The sequence below is a fragment of the Spirosoma endbachense genome, assembly GCF_010233585.1.
Classification (GTDB): domain Bacteria; phylum Bacteroidota; class Bacteroidia; order Cytophagales; family Spirosomataceae; genus Spirosoma; species Spirosoma endbachense.
Window position 1 is genome coordinate 10,061,789 of the sequence record NZ_CP045997.1, and the last position, 18,728, is coordinate 10,080,516.

Consider the following 18,728-nt stretch of genomic DNA (forward strand, 5'->3'; position numbering starts at 1 on the left):
CGGGATTTTGATTTTAGGCGTACTTCATTCGGTTCGTTCTAAGATGCAGCATTGTAAACAGACTACTGTAAATTAGTTTAATTCGTAAACGAAGCCAACTGCCGGGCAATATTGGCTGGATCAAGGCCCGACAATTGCTGATGGTATTTTTGATCCCCATAAAGTCCGTTCGGATAGCCCTGGGCCGACAGACTTACAAAATGGCTTGGTGCTGCTCCGTCGGTCAGTAATTTAACCGAAAGCTGTTGGGCCAGTCCGCCAATGGACACATGTTCTTCAACGACCAGCAATGGTTTCCCGGCCCAGCGATGCGCAAGGCTTGAAGGCAGATCGAGCGGTAGGTTGGTTGCCGTATAGACATCAAACTGACCCACCAGCAACTCATCCTGTAAGGCTGTCAGCACATTGGCAGCAACCGGGCCCAGCGCAACCACATTTCCGATGGATGCTTTGCTATGAACGATGTGTTTGAAGGTGCCAAGTTTTTCGGCTCCGTCAGGGGTTTTAGGACCTGCACCCAGACGCAGATAGGCCGGTCGGCTTTCCGCAATAATCTGGTCAAGCATCGGAGCGACCTCGTCAGCGAAGGCTGGAATGTATGTATTTACGTTCTGTAGACTGCTCAGACACGCCAGATCTTCTATCGCGTGGTGGGTGCTGCCCATAATGCCATAGCCATAACCGCCCCCATTCCCGACAATAAAAACGGGCATGTTGTGCAGGCAAACATCGTTGCGAAATTGCTCCAGACACCGATAAACGGCAAATGGGGCAATACTATAACAAAACACTTTATAGCCTTTGTAAGCCATTCCGGCTGCCACACCGATCATATTTTGCTCAGCCACACCTGCGTTGATGAAACGGGGGCCTAAGGCTTCTACAACGTTTTCGAGGGCATTATATCCCAAATCACCGGTAATAAAAACCACTTTTTCGTCGTCACGTGCAATACGCTCGACAGCGGCTGAGAATTCGTTTCGCATTACAAGCGTCTTGTTAAAATGGTGTCTTTTTTTACGGTTAAATATTGAGCCGTTTCTAAAAAAGCGCCATTGGTTAAATATCCAAATTGATAAGAATAGCTTTTTCCATTCTTACCCAAAGCTGTCATTTGATATGATCCATCAATACCCAAAATTTTGTTCTCAAACAAAGTCCCTTTTGCTGTTTTCATGTTAGCAATAGTGCCGATTTGACCGGAATCGATTCGGGTATTTTGGTATTTACCATTTATCTGAGTGCTCTGTACTACAAAGACTTTGACAGAAATAAGATCGGTTCCTGTTTGATTTTCAATGTATATATCGATAGAGTCTCGACCAGAATAATCGCTTGGCGAAATACAGCTACCGACAACTATTGCCAGAAAAGCACAGATAATCGTTTTCATAAACGCTTTACTTACTTTTCCGTTGCTCAACCAGCGTGCTGATTTCAGCGGCTGTTTTGTAGACCCGCTGGCCCTTACGAACCATTGTGCGAATAAACTTCGGCCGTTTTTTCGTTTCCTCAAAAATCTTGCTGATGTATTCACCCAGAAACGAAATGCCAAGCAGATTGATCCCACCGAAGAACATCACCAGAATGATAACGGTCGATATGCCCGCCGGGGTTTCAGGGAAAAATACGAATTTAGCCAATATCTGCCACAGAATACCCAGAACAGACAGGCCCGTTAGCACAAATCCCGCGTAGGTCATTAACTCAAGTGGAGCAAAACTGAACGAGAAAATGGCTTTTTTTGCCCACCAGATGTTCTTCGTCCAGTTGTTGGTCGATACGCCAAACATGCGTTCGGGCCGAACGTAATCAACCCCGGTTTGTTTGAAGCCTACCCAGGCCCGCAATCCGCGCAGAAACTGTTCGGTTTCGGGCAGATTGACCAGTTCACGAACTACCTTCCGATCGATCATCGAAAAGTCGCCCGCATCAACCGGAATATTGATATAGGCCGTTTTCCGAAACAGCCGGTAAAACTGCTTGTAGAAGAAATGAACGTGAGGAGCCATTTCGCGCTGCACCCGAACGCCATAAACCACGTCGAAGCCCTGCTGCCATTTTTCGTAAAACTTCGGAATGACTTCGGGCGGGTCCTGTAAATCACCATCCATGAGCACCACCGAGTCGCCGGTAGCAATTTCCATTCCACTCAGGAAGGCCGATTGCGACCCGAAATTACGCGAGTGCTTAATGGCAATTACGTTCGGATCTTTGGCGCAAATTACGTCCAGTACTTCGTCGGTATTGTCGGGTGAATTATCGTTGACGAAAATAATTTCGTAGCGCACCTTCATTTCATTGAAGGTTTTAACCAGCCGTTCATACATAAACGGAATGGCCTGCGCGTCTTTATAACAGGCAATAATTGGTGAGATGACCGGATTGAGCGTTGGTGTGTTGAACGCTGGAATTACGCGACTTTCGTAGTCATGTGAAATCTGCCAGTCGGCAGTTTGACGCAGACCGTCGCTGAGCGTAGTGGATGCTTTCCAGCCAAGATCAGCCTCAGCCGCTGTTGGATCGCCATACCAGTCGGCAAGGTCCCAGTTGCGGTTGTTCATACTACCCCAAACCGGTTCCAGCTTAAGGCCAAAGGTTTGCCGGGCCTCATCGACCAGCTCCCGCATGGTCGTTTTCTGACCCGTAGCGATGTTATACGACCGGCCGCTTATTGCCTTATTGACCCGTAATGCAGCTTGCACAAAGGCGTCGACGCAGTCATCTACATACACGAAATCGCGGCTAATATCAGGCGAAACCAGCGGGGGTAATTTGCTCTGACGAGCTTCTTCGATCAGTCGCGGAATGAGCCGATCGGGCTCTTCCCAGCCACCATAAATCGAGTAAAGCCGTAAGTTAAGGGTGTTAAGGTTGTGTACTTTGGCGTAATAGTCGAGCGTATAAGCCGCCGATACTTTCGAAACGGCATAATGGCTGTTAGGTTCTACAGGATCGGTTTCTTTGGGGGCTGTGCAGTTGAACCCATACTCTGAACTGCTTCCGGCATGAATGTAAACCATGTCGGTCGAGCAGTTTTCCAGAATGTTTACTGTACCCAGTACATTGGTTTCGTACGTCAGCCCTACATTTTTCTGTTTACTGTAAGCACCATAAGCCGCCAGATTAAAGATCGTTTTGGGTTTGATTTTCCCAAAGACGTCCTGTACGGAGGTATTTGACAGAATGTCGCAGTGGACAATATTTTCGGCCGGGACATCGAGCAGTTTTAGCCTCCAGGCTTTTGTTGCGTCGTGCGTAAGAGCGAAAACATCTTTACGTACGCGAAATAACTGTTCAAACAGATTCGCGCCAATGAAGCCACTGGCTCCGAAAACAACGATAGGGCCCTGCAGTCGGGCGATTTTTTCTGGTAGCAAAATGGGGGCAGACTGATTCATTCAGGCCGCAATATTACGGCAAAAGGGTGGATGTGTCGTATTGAAACGCAGTTTTATAGCCAACGGCAACGGAATCGGCAACTACTTTAGGCTACCTGAACGGACAAATACCGCTCAGTAACTTCTGCATGAGCCTGTTCATACTGAGCAGGCGTCATGGGTAGGTAATGCCATTCGAGCCGGTTTTCCATGTAAGATACGCCTTTGCCTTTCACGGTTTTGGCGATCACAACTTTGGGTTTACCATTTGAAACAGCGGTCAGTTGGTCGAGGGTTGTCAGGATTGCCTGCACATCATGGCCATCTACTTCAACTGTGTCAAATCCCATGGCAGCCCAGGTACGGATATCGGCAGTATCCCCCAGAACATTGGCCGTTTGATCGAATCCCTGCAAACCGTTTTTATCGATCAGCACCACCAGATTATCCAGGCCGCGCTGAACGGCGAAATGGGCGGCTTCCCAGGTTGTCCCTTCGTTGGTTTCACCATCAGACATCAGCACATATACCCGCGAATCTTCACCGAGTAACTTACCCGCCTGAGCAATGCCCGACCCTATGGGCAAACCGTGACCTAGCGAGCCTGTTGCGAACGGAATTCCATCGTGTTTATTGGGAGCTGGGTGAGCGGGCAGCGTTGTCCCGTTTTTGTAATAAGTTGCCAGTACATCGTCGGAAATCTCGCCGAGGTGATTCAGACAGGCATAAAGCGAGGCTGCTGCATGACCTTTCGAGAGTAGAAACGAGTCCTGCTGGCGTTTGCGCATGATCAGTGCGGCTATCATCAGGTCTACGCAACTCAATGAACAGCCAATATGACCTGCGTGAGCCTGGTTGTAAAGACTCAGAATTTTTAGCCGGAGCTGGCCCTGAAGCGTTTGAAAGTCGGTGGCTTCTGTTGTCAATGTCGTAGTCGGTTGATTCAGGTATTTGCCTACTCGCCGTAGCGATAGGTAGAGCCTTTGAAGTCAAAAATAGTAATTTTTTCGCCAGAACGCCCCTTAACTAATACTATACGGTCACGATCGTTGGGATCGATGCGCTGGATATAAGCGGCATCCTGAGGTAAATAAACGTTTACCAATTGGGCATCTAACAAGGCTACGGGCGAGTACGTTCGATCCATTTTCTCGGAAAAAATCTGCCGTTTTTTATTCGGATACAGAATCGTATCGCCTGGCGTATACAACTCTTTCAGTTTTTGAGCCGATGACCAATAGGGATTAGGAATGCGGGCTTTGTCAAAATACGTGTATTTCGGCGCTTCGTCGGCGTAAATATCGACCAGGAGCTGAACAATATTTCCTGTCTGGATGAGCAATGCAATGGCAATTGGCAGGCTAAACCACCAACGGAGCGTGACCAGCTGGCGCAGGCCCATCGCTATCAGAATACAAACGTAAGGAAACGAAAACCCTGAGTAACGCTGCGTAATGCCGAACGTATGCCCTGATCGCCAGGCCATAAATAACAGAAACAACGTTGGTACAAAAGCCAGCAGCAGTAAAATCACAACCAGCCGTTTCTGGTCGGCATTCGTACGATCTACAACATACCGGCCGATTAAGTACACGAACGGCACAACAGCAGACAGTACCAGCAGGCGAAGCGGTTCGACCGAATAGAATGGGAGGCCCACCAGAAACAGGAACGCAACCGCTGCATATACCCAGACCGGCGGCTTCGCTACCGTTATGTATCGGTGAATAATAACCGTTGAAACAACCCCTAACCCTAGCGCCAGCATTGAATTTCGAATGCTGACCAGAACGGCAACCATGCCATTGGTAATGATAAACAGATCGGAAAAAATAGGTACGGCCCGAACGGCGATATTCGGAATCGTGGCGGGTAGAATAATTCCGAAGCCGGATTTATACGGATTCGTCAGGGCAATGTTCTTATAGAAACTGGCCTGATAGTTCAGTGTAAAGAACGTGTATTTTCCGCCACCATAAATAAACCAAAGCGAAACCAGTCCCAGTCCAATCGCGCTGGTCAGCCCCAATGTTACCCAGGCTCGTGTATTGCGCAGATAAAGAAGCGCGTATAGGCCGTGACAGAGAAAGACCGTCACGGTTAAATAATGGGATAGAACCGATGTTACGAATACCAGCCCGTAAGCAAGATAGAGGACGGGTAACGATGGCGTTTTGCTGCCAGACGGAGGGCTCGAACGCACCCGCTCCATGATCAGCAGGAACAGATGAGTACCCAGTAACGTCAGGAAAAACGTCATGGAATAATTACGGGCAATGTGGCTGTAGGCAACAAAGAATGGCTCAATGGCCGCAATACCCGCACTAATAAGCGCCATTGAGTCGGACCGGAAGTGCCGTCGAACAAAGACAAAGAGAAGCCATACGATCAGGGTGCTGAAAATGACCGAGGGCATTCGCAGGGAAGTATCACTCAACCCAAACACTTCCATCCAGAGCCAGAGCACACCATAATAGGCCGGGCTATTGCCAATATCGCCCCGGATGTTGGCTTCGATGAAGTCATTGAAAGTCTTCGGTTTCCAGAATTCGGCCGGAGTGAAATACGTTTTGCTGAAAACGTCCTTCTGATTAAATCCTTCAAGGCAAACGCCCTGGCTAATGAGCAGCGTCGATTTTTCGTCAAAATAAATACCGTATGTACCGACACGGTATAAACGAAGTGCCAATGCCAGTATAAGCAGGGCACTCAGTAAAACTAGCGTTGTACGCGATGATGGGGTGAACATTGCAGCAAAACTAGCGCAAAATCTCAGTTCTCACAGCTTGAGAATAGTGAATTCTACTCGCCGGTTCTGTTTGCGCTTCTCTTCGGTTTCGTTGCTGGCTATTGGTTTGCTGGGTCCCCAGGCCTTCGTCTGGATGCGGGCCTCCGCAATTCCTTTACCAATCAAGTATTCTTTTACTACCCGAACCCGGTCGGCAGAAAGCTTCATATTTGGTTCCCAATCTCCCTGATTGTCAGTATGCCCCTCGATCAGAATTTCCATATTGGGGTATTGAGTCAGCATATCGGCCATCCGGTCCAGTTCACTGTTGGCGCCCGGTAGTAAGTTGAACTGACTCTGTTCAAACAGCACCTCGCGCATGGTTATTTTCTGACCAGCTTCAATCTTAACCAGTATCAGGTTCCGTTTGATATCACGGAATCGCTTGTCTTTACTAAGATCAAGGGTTTCGGTAGTTGGGAAATAACCCTCTTTGATGGCTTTAATCGTATAGATCTTCTGCGTGGGCAGAATCAGTTTGTATTCGCCCGTTTCGGGGTCATAATCGGCTTTTGCCGTCTCTTTGTTTTCGTCGGCCAGACCGGAAATTACTTCCGAAGCTACTGGTTTTCTGCTCTTTGAGTCCAGCACCTGACCCGATATGATGGCAACCGGGTCTGGCTTGATGGCAGGATACAGTTTGAGCCGAAAAATATCATCTTCGCCCAGAGACCCCGCCCGTGAACTCAGATAGGCAAAATCGCCGGAAGCGGGAATGGTAAAATAGCCGTCCCATTCAGGTGTGTTGATACCCGACCCCAGATTTTCGGGTTCGCTCCAATTGCTCCACGTATCATCGAGTCGGCGTGTTACAAAAATATCACCATTGCCATAGCCCGGATGCCCGGCCGACGTAAAATAGAGTGTCCGGCCATCGACCGCCAGAAAAGGCGAACTTTCGAAGTCGGCTGTGTTCACAACGGGACCCAGCGAGACCGGTTCCGACCAGTTTTTGTCAGCCTGTTGCAGCGCAACGTACAAGTCGCGGTTTCCACGGGTGTCTTTTCGCTGTACTGCCAGAATGATCGCTTTCCCGTCGGGAGAGACGCAGAACTCCAACTGATTTTTTTCGTGCAGATTATAGTTGTTGGCAATTTTACATTCGACGGGCTGCGACCATCCTTGCCGGGTTTTTGTCGATCTGGAGATACCGAACGACAAGCCTCCGTCAGGGCGGTATACATTGATGAGATAGGCCGTACGACCATCGGGCGAGAGACCGCTGATGGCATTATCGCCGGTGTTATTGATGGGAGCACCAATATTTACCGCTTCACTCCAACCGGGAGGATTTCCCGAAGCGCCTGATTCCAGCGTGGAGAACCACACGTCCTGCCGGTCGGAACCGCCCATATTGGCTTTGTTGAAATTCCGGGTAAAATAGAGCGTTCGGCCATCAGGTGCAATTACGGGGGCAACTTCCTGCCCTGGCGAATTGACCGTTTTGCCCAGATTTTCCTTTACTATTTCCTTGGGGATGTCTTTCGAAACATTTATGCCAACCGCAATTGGTTTTGTATCTTCTGAGATACCGATGGCATCGATCTGGTTTATGCCCGGTACGGAAGAACCATTGAGTACAACCTTTATCTGATCGCCCACAACTGCCGAATCTTTCAGCATAATCCGGAGTAATGGATCCTGTCGGGGAGCTGGATTGCTATTTTTATAGACCTGATGTTCTTTCTTTTGGCCGTCAATGATCAGTACCTGCACAATAGCGCCTGGATTCACATTTTCGCCAATAACGATTTGCCGAATCGTACTTGGCTTCTCAAAGGCAACCTGAATCCACTCATCGGCAGTGCCATCGGCGCCCTTGGGCGCCCAAGCGGAGGGGCTTTCACCAAGCTGGGGTAGTTTATTGGGTTTTCCCAGAGCCTGCGACGCTCTGTATTGTTCGCCACTAGTCTCTCCTTTCTTTTCGGACGAAAAGCCAATAACACGGCTAGCCCACTGAACCTGAGTTGCATTCTGCCCCTGAGGTCCGGGCTGGTCGTTGGTACGTCGTTGTGGCTCGGTCGAACGAGGCCCGGCTGGTTGCGCTGGGCTGACCGCACCGGCCATCATTATCAATAAGCCTGATAAGATGCTCCAAACTCGCATAAACTATGAAAAGGTAAGCAGAACATCGTTCGTACGGAGGGTCTATTTCTAACGAACATCAACCCTTTAACTCTAAATTACTAATTTAGATTGTGTGTGGTAAGTTACGAAAACTTAATTGGTTAAAACCTTATAATCCCAGGGTTTGAGCGTAAGGGACATATCCTGTTTCAACTCCATTGGCTGACGGCTGAATACCTCGGTATAGACGCCTTCGTACCCTTGTCCTGACAGGCGGAATGTTTGCGGTTTACCGCTCAGATTTATCAAAACAGTTACCCGGTCATTCTCATGCTGACGAGAAAAGGCGTAAATGGTCTCATCATGATCGGTCACAATTTTCTCGGCCATACCTCCAGACGTGCCGTTCCAGAGAGCTCTATTCCGGTGTTTAAGGGTCAGCAACGTTTTAAAGAAATCACTCTTGGCATAAGTACCCCACGAAATGGGGTCTTTTTCGAAGAAAGCCAGCCGTTTATTTAGATTGGATTCCATTCCATTATAAACCAGTGGCATTCCTTCCAGAGTGCTGCTCAGCACGATAAAGGCATCCGTCGACGGGCCAAATGATTCTGCCAGTGTGCCATTATTTGTATTTTCGTCGTGATTCTGCGTAAATATCATCTGATAATACCAGGCCGGGAATCGCTTTTGGTTACTGGCCCGCAGCGTATCAAGACTGCTAGCCGGGAGTTTCCCCTGGGCAATATTTTTCATCATCGAGAACATAGCCCAGCCGTAATTCATGTTGAAGCAGTTCTTAAACTGTTCCGGATCGTCTTCCCATTCCGCCAGCATGAATACAGTCTTGATTTTATCCAGTTCCGGGCGAAGCTGAGCCCAGAAATCATCGGGTACAAAACCGGCCACATCGCAGCGGTATCCGTCGATATCACATTCCTTGAGCCAGTATTGCATCGCATCGATCATCCCTTTGCGCATATCTGGATTATCGTAATTCAGGTCAACGACGTCAGTCCAGTCGGTTGCTTTTCCGGTTTTTGGGTCAACGGGCGTCGTCATTTTTCCCTTTATGAGCGTGTACCAGTCCGGATGTTCTTTCACCCAGACGTGATCCCAGCCCGTATGGTTAGGCACCCAGTCTAAAATCACCCGCAGACCAAGTGCATGGGCACGTTTTACCAATGATTTAAAATCGGCCAGTGAGCCGTATTCTGAATTCACGGCTTTATAGTCTGCTACGGCATATGGACTGCCAAGGGTCCCTTTTTTGTTTTTTTGACTGATTGGGTATATCGGCATCATCCAGACGATATCGACACCTAATTCTTTTAAGCGGGGAAGTTGTAATTCAATGGCCTTGAACGTACCGGCGGCAGAAAACTGGCGGGGATTGACTTCGTAGATAGTAGCATTTCTGGCCCAGTCGGGGGCAGGTGGAGCGACTGCAGTTGTGGAATCAGTGGGATTTGTAGCTTCAGTTTGCGATTTTTTGGTGTCGCGACAGGCCATTGTCAGCAGCAGAATGCTGAGTGAGAAGGCCATATATAATTTCTTCATAAGTACAATCGTGCGGTACGTGTCGGTTAGTATTACGGGTAGCCTGCGTTGATCAGGCTATGATGGGTTGATGGCCACCTTTTAATGTCCTGATAGCCTCTAACGGGTCAGGAGCTCCAAAAACCGAACTGCCAGCTACAAGTATATCAGCACCTGCTTCCAGTAAAGCCAGCGCATTTTTCTGGCTCACACCACCGTCAATTTCAATCAGAGCAGAGGAGCGGTTTGCGGCAAGTAATTGTTTTAGTTTCGATACTTTTCGGATGGTATTGGGGATGAACGATTGCCCCCCGAAACCTGGGTTGACAGACATGATCAGCACAACGTCGATTTGTTCCAATACATCTTCGAGGCCAGCAACGGGGGTGTGTGGATTGAGCGCTACTCCCGCCCGACACCCCATCTGCCGGATATGCGTAAGTGTTCGGTGGAGGTGGGTGCAGGCTTCGTAATGTACATGAATCACCGAAGCGCCCCCTTCCGCAAAAGCATCAATGTAACGATCGGGTTGAGTAATCATTAGATGCACATCCAGTGGCTTCTGGCAGTGCCTGCGAACAGCATCCAGAATTGGAAAGCCAAACGAGATATTCGGAACAAACACACCGTCCATTACATCGAAATGTAAATAATCGGCTTCGCTGCGATTTATTAGTTCGAGGTCCCTTTGCAAATTAGCAAAGTCGGCGGCTAGTAGCGAAGGTGCAATGAAAGGCTGATTCATAGTTGTCCGGGAACAATAGAAAACCAATCGTTTGAAAAGAAAGGCTTATTCAACGGTTTTCGTAAACGGCTTACTTTTTTATCCTGTAAAACTAAGTTTTTTTGCTTGAACAAGGAAACAAACCCAATATTGGGTGTTCGTTTATTAGGATAATTTAGAAGTTGAGTAGTTGTAACCCTATTGAATATGGCTAATTAAGCTTGCACAGTCGCAAAGAACAAATTATCCGGATAACCCAGATACATCTATTGCCAAATTACCTTAGTTGCCAAATTGGATTAATCGTCAATTATAACGTATCGTATGACACCCCAGGAGCGTATCGCTGAATTAACTGACCGTCTGAACTATTATACCCATCAATACTACCAGAATAGCGTTTCTGAAGTGGACGATTTTACGTTCGATCAATTGCTGACCGAATTAGCTACTCTGGAAACCCAGTACCCCGAATACCGTCGGCCCGATTCGCCAACCGCCCGCGTTGGTGGAACCATAAGTAAGGAGTTTTCGACGGTTTATCATCGGTTTCCAATGCTTTCGCTGGGAAACACCTATTCGGAAGAAGATCTTGTTGAATTCGATAATCGCGTTCGGAAAGGTCTGAATGGGCGGGAGTACGACTATGTCTGCGAACTGAAATTTGACGGTGTTGCCTTAAGTATGACCTATGAGAATGGAGTTTTAGTGCAGGGCGCAACGCGGGGCGATGGGGTTCGGGGTGATGATATTACCAATAACATTCGAACCATCCGAACTGTACCCCTGCGCGTGCCAAGAGGGGGGGGGGATACTGACCATCCAGTGCCTCCTGCTTTATTTGAAGTTCGGGGAGAAGGTTTTTTGCCACTGGCCGAGTTTGAACGAATCAATAAAGAGCGCGAAGACATTGGAGAACCTTTGCTGGCTAACCCCCGAAATGCAGCTTCAGGTACGTTTAAGCAGCAGGATTCGGCGGCCGTGGCCAAACGACGACTGGATTGCTATTTATATTCTTTTCTATCGGATTCCGATGTATTCAAAACGCACGAGGAAAGCCTGATTGCCATGAAAAATTGGGGCTTCAATGTTTCCCAGACCTGGCGAAAGTGTGCTGATATTAAAGAAGTTATGCTCTATATCAATGAATGGGAAACCAAACGGTTCGATCTGCCACTTGGCACCGATGGAATCGTTATTAAAGTAAACCGATATGATCAGCAGCAGGAACTGGGCTTTACGGCCAAAAGTCCGCGCTGGGCTATTGCCTTCAAATACAAAGCCTTAGCGGCCAGTACAGTACTCAACGGCATCCGGTATCAGGTGGGCCGAACAGGAGCCGTTACGCCAGTTGCGTTGTTAACTCCTGTATTGCTGGCCGGAACCATTGTGAAGCGGGCATCTCTGCATAACGCCAACGAAATCGAGCGGTTAGGTGTCATGTTGAACGATACCGTTTTTGTAGAAAAGGGGGGCGAAATTATTCCAAAAATCACAGGAGTTGACCTAAATCGGCGTACCGATCAGAGTCAAGCTATTGTTTATCCGACTACCTGTCCGGCCTGCAACACACCGTTGATCCGGAAAGAGGGCGAAGCCAATTTTTATTGCCCTAATGAACAGGGTTGTCCACCACAACGTCAGGCTCGCTTTGAGCACTTTATCCAGCGTCGGGCTATGAATATTGAGAGTCTTGGCGAAGGAAAGATCGAACTGCTTATCGATCGTGGCCTGGTGCAAACACCCGCTGACCTGTACTCACTGACCTCTGCTGATTTACTGGGTATTGAAAAAGTGTTCGAGGATGAAGAAACGGGTAAGCGCCGGGTCGTTAGTTTCCGGGAAAAGACAGTTGAGAATATTCTGACAGCTATCGAACGCTCAAAAGCGCAGCCTTTCAGGAATGTGCTGTTTGCATTGGGAATTCGCTATGTGGGTAATACAACAGCGGAAAGGCTTGCCGATTATTTCGGCTCGATGGATGCCATTATGAACGCGAGTCAGGAAGCTCTGCTGGCCGTTCCGGATATGGGTCCACGGATTGCCGAGAGCGTTGTCGAGTGGTTTGCCAACGTTGGGAATCAGGACTTTGTTATTCGATTACGGGCGGCAGGTTTGCAGTTGGCCGGTGAGAAAAAAGAGGTCGAGCGTGAAGGCGACACGCTATTAGGGAAGACGTTTCTGTATACCGGCACGTTTGCCAACTTCAGCCGGGAAGACCTTGAATCCCGGATTGCCGCCAATGGCGGGAAAGTGCTTAGTGGTATTTCCAAGAAACTCAATTACCTGATTGTAGGCGAGAATGCCGGGCCGTCGAAAGTGGAAAAGGCACAGAAACTCAACGTACCCATGATTAGTGAAGATGAGTTTCTGGCGATGCTGACAGTGTAAATGCCATTGATAATGAATTTATTACTTTTGTAAATGCAGGTCTTTTACAGAGAATCGAACCTCGTACTGAAAGCCCTGAAACCAATAAACCCACCGAACTATAAGCCATGGAAACAACAATTAATTTTGATGATATTCGCCAGATTCTACGCGAAGTGGCAGAAAATCAGAAAGAAACGAATCGAATAACGAGGCAGAATGCCAAAATGATTGGCGATTTGGGAAACAAATTTGGCTCCTTTACGGAAGGCATGGCGTTTCCATCAATGGAAAAAGTACTGCGAAAACAGTTCGGAATAACAACCATTACTACCCATTACAAAACGGAATATGGTTCTGATTCATTGGAGGTTGATGTGTTGGGTATCGCTAATGGAGTTGTCAATACTGTTGTTTTAGTGGAGGTTAAAAGTCATCTGAAAGAACATGATATTGAGCAGTTGCTTAAAAATCTGGATCGTATTCGGCGGTTTCACCCCGAATACGCTCGTAAAAAATTATATGGTGTTTTAGCTTGCGTACAGGGAGCTAAAGAGGTGAAAGATAAAGCCATGGAAGCTGGACTTTTTGTTGCGTCTATCCACGATGAAGTATTTGAACTCAAAAGTCCCGCTTATTTCATTCCAACGAACTTCTGATTCAATTTAGGAGAATAATCGCGGGACTGCCGTACAATTTCCCGTAACTTTGTGGTAATAAACTTCTGTTTCCGATAATGGACACTAAATTCCACGGCGTCGGCGTCGCCATTGTGACACCCTTCAACGCTGACTATTCAGTCGATTTCGACGGCTTCGGCCGCATCATCCGGCACATTTCCGATGGGGGTGTCCGTTACATCGTCCTGCAGGGCACTACCGGCGAATCGCCAACGGTGACTAAACAGGAAAAGAAACAGTTGTTGCAGTATCTCAAGGAAAATAATCCTAAAAATCTTCCGATCGTTTTTGGCGTAGGTGGCAACGTGACAGCCGATGTTGTGTCGGGAATGAAAGATATTGATTTTGAGGGCGTCGATGCGATTCTATCGGTTTGCCCGTACTATAATAAGCCCGGAAAACGCGGTGTTATTGAGCATTTTACGCGCGTTGCCGATGCTAGTCCGGTTCCGGTTGTCCTGTATAATATTCCGTTCCGGACGGGCATCAATATGAGTGCCGAAACAATCTGCGAACTGGCCCAGCATCCTAACATTATCGGGGTTAAAGAAGCCTCGTGTGTCATTGAACAATGTATGGAAATCGCCCGCGACAAACCCGATGATTTCCTGCTTATTTCGGGCGATGATGTGCAGGCCGTTCCCATTATCAGCATTGGTGGCGTAGGCGTCATGTCGGTTATTGCCAATGCATTTCCGGCCAAATTTACGACTATGATCGACGCGGCTTTACAGGGCGATTTTGCGTTTGCCCAAAAAGAGCTTGGCCATTTTCTGCGAATCGATCCACTGCTTTACGAAGAGGGAAACCCAGTTGGTGTCAAGAATATTCTGGAGATTATGGGTTTGATGTCAGCCGAAGTCCGGCTACCCTTGATGAAAGCATCCGATGATTTGAGCGAACGCCAGAAAGCCGTACTTCAACGGGATCGGTTGCTGGAACTGGTTGCCTAATCGGATAAGTTATCAAAACATAAAAGCCGTTTCCAGACCTGGGAACGGCTTTTATGTGTGTTGACGGAAGCGATCAGGATCGACCTCCGCCAAATAACCTCGAGACCAGCCAGATAACGAGACCAATACCGGCAATGACTAATATCACACCCGTCCAGACACCCGTTTTAAAAATATCGCCTATCGCTTCGCAACTAGTCAGAAACAGGGTCATGAACAGAGCCACCAGGGCAATCGGAAAAAAACGCAGCAAAGTTTTCATAAACGTTGATTGGTTTTGTGTAGTAAACTAATCACCCTGTTTTAGGTGATTGCTCAAATAACCGACATTTAAACACTTTGTTTTAAAGCCTGTAAATCAGAGGTTCCACCAATAGGTCCATTTGAGAACCAAAGCCCGATTCTTAACCGAAAGAAAGCCCGGTACATCCTGTCCGATCTGCGCCGAATTGGGTAAATAATTGTCGGTGTAGACCAGGAAAAAATCGGATGCGGGCTTGTAGCGCCATTGAACGCGTGCATTGACGTTCATGTTTTTTTGCTGTTCGTTGTATTGTACAAACGTGGTCAAGTAGAGCTTGTTGGTGAGTGTCAGGTCGAAACGGGGTCCAACAAGCCAGAACGTAGTATGACCCCAGGGCTGAGGCAGGCGAATGTCGTTGTAATTCGCACTTGCCGCGAGACTAACGTACGGTTGAAACCGATAGCCAATATCAGCAGTCAGATTCAGGCGGGTTCCATCGGCGTAATAACCACCGTAGCGTGACGAAAACCCGTAGGTGAATACGCTCTGTGGTTTCGACACAAACTGGGTTCCCCAGGCAGTCCAGTAATGTTCGGTTCCGGTCGATAGGGTTTGCTGGCCTGAATTTGTCGGATCGAAGGGCTGTAATAAACGCACATAATCGGTTGCAACCCAGCCCGTAAAGACACTTTTGCTGCGGAACGTTACGATATAACTCAAATAATTTTCGTTGTCGCTTTGTCGCCCGGCCGGATCAAAAAAGTAAGTCGATGTTAGCGTTGGACCATGGCTAAGTACGCCACTACCCGTTGGCAGGAATGTGTAGCCAATCGTTCCCATTAATCGCTCATAACCCCGACGCGGCACATAGCCTGCTTCGGCGGTGTAGTTCTTGCCCACAGATTCTACTTGCCCACCAATGAGCCAACGGCGCGTATTGTATTGCAGATTGGCCGCATAAACGGCATCGTTACCTGATTGTTCAGAATCATTGGTCTCTGGACTGAACGATTTGACATACAGTGCTTTACCAGACCAGAAGTTGTTCGCAGAAGCCAGATTGTACTCCAGTCCTAAATTGCGGTTAAAGCGGGTGTAGGTAGGCTTATCGGTGATTGGCGTATAGGCTAGCGACTCTTTGTTAACGAACATAAGCCCTATGTTTGAACGGGCAAACACACGTCGCTGGAGGGCAATTACGGCAAAGTTCTGAGCAGGTAATCCCGTTTCATCGACCCGGCCCGTCTGCATATCCATCAGGCCAATTCGCCAGTCTTTATTGAGTTTACCACTCAGTCGGGCACCAAACCGGATGGGAACCCCGCCAAGGCCGATTCGGCGACTGAAAAAGGGGCGAATTGTTGAATAGCCAAAGTTGGTAAACTGATCGCCATTTTCCAGAAAGAATTGCCGCTTTTCGGGGAAAAATAGTTCGTACCGGTCGAGGTTCGTAACCTGTTGATCAACATCGACCTGCGAAAAATCAGGGTTAACGGTCAGATCCAGATTCAGCGATGAGGTAACGGCCACTTTCGCATCGAGACCCGCATCAAAGCGGCTATGCGTCGGTGTATTTTCCTCATAGTTTCGTGTCAATCCGGTTAAGGCATACGGAATGATTGAAATATTGGGGCCGGGCTGTGGTGGTGGCTGATCCCATACTAAAACGCCGGTTAAAGCCAGAGATGCCGTCGGGAACTGACGCTGAATGGGCGTCCAGGATGATTTTTCGGTTGTTTTCAAATCCTGTCGACTGAAGTTGATTCCCCAGCGCGAAATTCCCCGTTTATACCGAATCGTTTTAAACGGAATCGCCAGTTCGAGTACGTAGCGGTCGGCGTAGTTTCGTACGACTGATGTCCATTTGTTATCCCAACTCAGGTTCGCTTTACCGCCTTCATACAATAAACCATCCCACTGGGCTCCGGCTGCGTTAGTCCCGAATGTAAAGCCATTGGTCTGATCATCGAAGGTATCCATGAAAAAGATGAAATTGTCATTTTTGGCAAAGGCCCAGTCGCGCCGGAGCGATTCGACAATGTAAGGGCCTTCGATGTTACCGTGGTAGCAAACAGCGCTCAGATAAACATTTTGGGCATCATAAGTCATCCGAACATCCGTGCGAACTTTACAACGGCTCGTATCCATCGGGAGGACCATCCAGAAATCGGTGGCTACTTCAGCTGCCTGCCAGGCCGGTTCATCAACCACTCCATCGACGACAATAGAAGACGTAGCCCGGCTGATGTGCAGTTGGTAGGATTCGTTTTTCTTCTGGGCATAGAGCGAAGAATGACCAATCAGAAAAAAAACGATCAATAAAGGGAGTAGAGGATTCACCAGGACGACTAAGTTATGGAGGGGCCTAAGGATGGAAGTAAACAAAGTCGCAATTTATCCTCCTAAAAGTCAAATTGTAACTATACGGGAGTCATTTTTCCGAATTTATGATCAGGGAAGTACTTAGAAATTGATGAGTCCCCATGTCAGGTATGAGTTTCTGGGCATTTACACCAACGCATTGATTTACGCGCACCAAATTCCGTCTCTCCGTAAATCAGTTCTTAGAAGACCTCTCCTAAGTTGAAAAATAACCCGCTGGAGCCATCGAAGCCGAAGCCATAGTCGACGGAGAGATTTGTCCGGGACACCTTGTTCATTTTCAGGCGTAAACCAGCACCTACAGCCGGTACAATTTTTTCGAACTGTCCGCTGGTCTGTTCCGTTACGGTTTGCGCATTGGCAAAGACGACACCACCCAGCAGCCGGTCGTTCGTTATGTGAAACCGGTACTCGCTTTCGGCATAAAGCAGTTTCTTGCCCCGAAAGCGGCCCTGAATAAATCCCCGGCCAACATTGCCACTGTTATCCCAACCCGTGCTGGGCAAATCCAGAAAAGGAGGATCACCATCCAGCGTCAGCGCATTATAGGACCAGAAGGCTAGAATATTATCTGACCTCGATGGCAGATGAACGTATTTACGGGCTTCTACTAATAATGATTGATAGGTTTCATCGCTGCCCAATGCACTCATGTTAGCCCGAAAAACAGCGTTGACATACAAGCCACCACTCGGGTTAATGGCGTTGTGCCGGTTGTCGTATAGGAGATGCAGGGTTGGCCCTGACGATATAGACCGGCCGACAACGCCAAACGGATACCGCGAAATGCGCGTAACTTCCCGGCGGCTATTATAGCTGTCGATATTCCAGTGGAGGTCCAGATTGTAGCCAACTCCGGCATAAAAATTTTCGGCAAGTCGCCGTAATAGACTCTGATAGAGTCTATTGTAGGCGTAATCCATATTAATTACCCGATCCGTCGAGGTGAACATACCTAATCCGTATGTCGCCTGAGGGTAGTGCATCAATCGCCAGTCATTGGTCCACAGGAAACGATTATCGGCACTCCATATCGCTGAGTTGGCCATCAGAATTACCTGATTGTTTTGCGTATAGGATAGATTGACCGTCATGGATGACATATTGGCACGGGGCTTTCGGAAAGCTGCGTTAACCACCACCGCCACCAGCCCTCTCGTCTGAAGGGTATAGCCAATTTGTGGAATGATCAGCACAAAATGCTTCCCCTCCTGCAACGATGACGAGTCATGGGGAGTGATCGGTAAACGCGGGAACCAATGTTTGAAAACATCGGCAATGTCTTGAAGATGAGTTGCCGGTCTGCTCGATGGCATAATTTCGGCTATGCCTGTCGTATCCGATAAGCGTCCCTGGGAGGCATAACAATTAGCTCCCGATACGCCGATGATCAGCAGGCTTAGTACTAAGCCTGGGATAATAAGGCTATGCCGAACAAGATAATTAGCGAAGAAAGACACTGACTTATAGCAACTTGGAGTCGTTGAGTCGACTTCCTGTTCATCCAAACGCGAAAAATTGCCGGAATGTTGCAAGGCATCACCAGGTAGTTTGGCGAATCGCTCATCCGTCAAATTAAGACGCTGCTGCAACGGTTAGTG

At 48.2% G+C, this 18,728-nt stretch carries 14 protein-coding genes; 3 read left to right on the forward strand and 11 right to left on the reverse strand.

All coding sequences use genetic code 11. From position 1 onward, the window contains the following. Positions 1–77: 77 nt before the first annotated feature. The 8 genes from GJR95_RS40550 to rpe all read right to left on the reverse strand — a co-directional run bounded on the left by GJR95_RS40550 (position 78) and on the right by rpe (position 10,519). Positions 78–986 (reverse strand): transketolase family protein, encoded by a 909-nt coding sequence (locus GJR95_RS40550; RefSeq protein ID WP_162391309.1) that lies wholly within the window; start codon positions 984–986, stop codon positions 78–80. Continuing rightward, positions 986–1,393 (reverse strand): hypothetical protein, encoded by a 408-nt coding sequence (locus GJR95_RS40555; protein ID WP_162391310.1) that lies wholly within the window; start codon positions 1,391–1,393, stop codon positions 986–988. Before GJR95_RS40555 ends, GJR95_RS40550 begins: the two co-directional genes overlap by 1 nt. Positions 1,394–1,400: 7 nt before the next feature. Continuing rightward, entirely contained in the window at positions 1,401–3,401 is a 2,001-nt protein-coding gene (locus tag GJR95_RS40560) for an NAD-dependent epimerase/dehydratase family protein (protein WP_162391311.1), read from the reverse strand. Positions 3,402–3,487: 86 nt separating this feature from the next. Further along, a complete protein-coding gene (locus tag GJR95_RS40565) occupies positions 3,488–4,327 on the reverse strand; it encodes a transketolase (RefSeq protein WP_162392042.1) in 840 nt (279 codons plus the stop codon). An 8-nt stretch (positions 4,328–4,335) separates the two neighbouring features. Further along, positions 4,336–6,129, reverse strand: coding sequence for a glycosyltransferase family 39 protein (locus GJR95_RS40570; protein ID WP_162391312.1), 1,794 nt, complete (start codon positions 6,127–6,129; stop codon positions 4,336–4,338). A 30-nt stretch (positions 6,130–6,159) separates the two neighbouring features. After that, the gene (locus GJR95_RS40575; protein ID WP_162391313.1) at positions 6,160–8,274 is read right to left on the reverse strand and encodes an OmpA family protein; all 2,115 of its coding nucleotides are present in this window, start codon (positions 8,272–8,274) and stop codon (positions 6,160–6,162) included. Positions 8,275–8,388: 114 nt separating this feature from the next. Continuing rightward, positions 8,389–9,795 carry an alpha-amylase family glycosyl hydrolase gene (locus GJR95_RS40580; RefSeq protein ID WP_162391314.1) on the reverse strand — a complete coding sequence of 469 codons (1,407 nt, stop codon included), beginning with the start codon at positions 9,793–9,795 and terminating at the stop codon, positions 8,389–8,391. A 52-nt stretch (positions 9,796–9,847) separates the two neighbouring features. Beyond that, entirely contained in the window at positions 9,848–10,519 is a 672-nt protein-coding gene (gene rpe, locus GJR95_RS40585; protein ID WP_162391315.1) for a ribulose-phosphate 3-epimerase, read from the reverse strand. A gap of 303 nt (positions 10,520–10,822) precedes the next feature. Here rpe and ligA point away from each other — a divergent pair, with 303 nt between their 5' ends. From ligA to dapA, 3 genes are all read left to right on the forward strand, one after another. Continuing rightward, the gene (ligA, locus tag GJR95_RS40590; RefSeq protein ID WP_162391316.1) at positions 10,823–12,889 is read left to right on the forward strand and encodes an NAD-dependent DNA ligase LigA; all 2,067 of its coding nucleotides are present in this window, start codon (positions 10,823–10,825) and stop codon (positions 12,887–12,889) included. A gap of 107 nt (positions 12,890–12,996) precedes the next feature. After that, positions 12,997–13,527, forward strand: coding sequence for a DUF3782 domain-containing protein (locus GJR95_RS40595; protein ID WP_162391317.1), 531 nt, complete (start codon positions 12,997–12,999; stop codon positions 13,525–13,527). Between the two features lie 77 nt (positions 13,528–13,604). After that, positions 13,605–14,501, forward strand: a complete 897-nt coding sequence (gene dapA / locus GJR95_RS40600; RefSeq protein ID WP_162391318.1) for a 4-hydroxy-tetrahydrodipicolinate synthase — start codon at positions 13,605–13,607, stop codon at positions 14,499–14,501. A 73-nt stretch (positions 14,502–14,574) separates the two neighbouring features. On the opposite strand, the gene GJR95_RS40605 is transcribed toward dapA, so the two are convergent. The 3 genes from GJR95_RS40605 to GJR95_RS40615 form a co-directional block, all read right to left on the reverse strand. After that, positions 14,575–14,763, reverse strand: coding sequence for a hypothetical protein (locus GJR95_RS40605; protein WP_162391319.1), 189 nt, complete (start codon positions 14,761–14,763; stop codon positions 14,575–14,577). A 96-nt stretch (positions 14,764–14,859) separates the two neighbouring features. Then, entirely contained in the window at positions 14,860–17,085 is a 2,226-nt protein-coding gene (locus GJR95_RS40610) for a carbohydrate binding family 9 domain-containing protein (RefSeq protein ID WP_162391320.1), read from the reverse strand. Positions 17,086–17,309: 224 nt separating this feature from the next. Then, positions 17,310–18,719, reverse strand: coding sequence for a BamA/TamA family outer membrane protein (locus GJR95_RS40615; protein WP_232541018.1), 1,410 nt, complete (start codon positions 18,717–18,719; stop codon positions 17,310–17,312). Positions 18,720–18,728: the final 9 nt, after the last annotated feature.